General features: G+C 68.6%; 1 protein-coding gene. It reads left to right on the top strand.

Features of this window, described 5'->3' with window-relative positions:
• Positions 1-59 precede the first annotated feature (59 nt).
• Positions 60-1,295 carry an IS701 family transposase gene (locus ABT053_RS43280; protein WP_350978014.1) on the top strand — a complete coding sequence of 412 codons (1,236 nt, stop codon included), beginning with the start codon at positions 60-62 and terminating at the stop codon, positions 1,293-1,295.
• Positions 1,296-1,437 lie beyond the last annotated feature (142 nt).

Raw genomic sequence — 1,437 nt, 5'->3', positions numbered from 1 at the left:
CTAGTAGTACTTCGTTAGGTTGATTTGATCGTGGGTGCTGGGTTCGGCATGCTGCTCTCGTGGACTTGGGGGAAATCGAGCGGCTGCGGGGTGAGCTGGACGCGTTCGTGGCCGAGGTGTTCGCGTCGGTGCCGCGTCGAGATCAGCGGGCGAAGGGCGACTGCTATCTGCGGGGGCTGATGCTGGACGGGCCACGCAAGTCGATCCAGCCGATGGCCGAGCGCCTGCCGGACGGTGACATGCAGGGGTTGCAGCAGTTCGTCAGCCAGTCGACCTGGGATCATGCGCCCGTGCTGCGGGCGATCGCCACCAAGCTGACCGCCGCCATCGCCCCGCAGGTGTGGGTGATCGACGATGTGTCCTTTCCCAAGGACGGGAAGATGTCGGTGGCGGTGGCCCGCCAGTGGTGCGGGGCGCTGGGCAAGCAGGCCAACTGCCAGGTCGCGGTCAGCCTGCACGCCGCCTGTGATGCCGCGTCGGTGCCGATCTCTTGGCGGCTGTTCGTGCCCAAGGAGTGGGAGCAGGACACCGCACGCCGCTCCAGGGTCGGAATACCCGGCGAGGTGAGGCACCGCGAGAAGTGGCGGCTGGCCCTGGATCTGATCGACGAGGCGATCGGCTGGGGGCTGGCCCCGAAGGTGATCGTCGCCGACGCCGGTTATGGCCAGATCACCGCGTTTCGTCATGCTCTGGTCGAGCGGGGCCTGGACTTCGTCGTCGCGGTCCGCTCCGATGAGTCCGCTCATCCTCATGATGCGGTGCCTGCCACGCCGACGTGGAGCGGTAACGGCCGCAAGCCCGCTGCTCGCTATCGCACCGCCGCGTCCTCGCTGAGGGAGTTGGCCGCCGAGAGCGGGCGCGCAGGTTATCGGCGGGTGACCTGGCGAACGGGCTCAAAAGGCCCGATGCGCTCGCGGTTTCGGGTCCAGATTGTGCGCCCGGCCGGGGTCACGACCCGCAGATACGCGATGGCCCAGGCCGCGGGGGCGGCCGGCTGGGACGGGGTCTTGCCCGCGGTGACGTTGCTGAGCGAGTGGCCGACCGGCGCCGCGGCGCCCACCGAGTACTGGCTGACCACCCTGCCGGTCGACACCGCGCTGCGGCGCCTGGTTCGCCTGGCCAAGATGCGCTGGCGCATCGAGCACGATTACCGGGAGATGAAACACGGGCTGGGCCTGGACCACTTCGAGGGCCGCACCTGGCGCGGCTGGCACCACCACGCCACCTTGGTCACCGCCGCCCACGCCTTCCTCACCCTCCGACGCCTGGACCCAAAAGCCCCGGCGCCGGCCTGACCTTCTACCAGGTCCTGGCCACGCTCCAAGACCTCATCCGCGCATGGACCGGCACATGCCCCACCTGCCACCGCGACATACCCGCCACCGCCGTACGACCAGAACACCACCCACCCGAACCAACCTAACGAAGTACTACTAG

The sequence above is a fragment of the Streptosporangium sp. NPDC002524 genome (assembly GCF_040295985.1).
In the GTDB taxonomy this organism is placed as follows: domain Bacteria; phylum Actinomycetota; class Actinomycetes; order Streptosporangiales; family Streptosporangiaceae; genus Streptosporangium.
The sequence above is the reverse complement of the archived record's forward strand: the minus strand, read 5'-3'. Positions and strand labels throughout refer to the sequence as shown.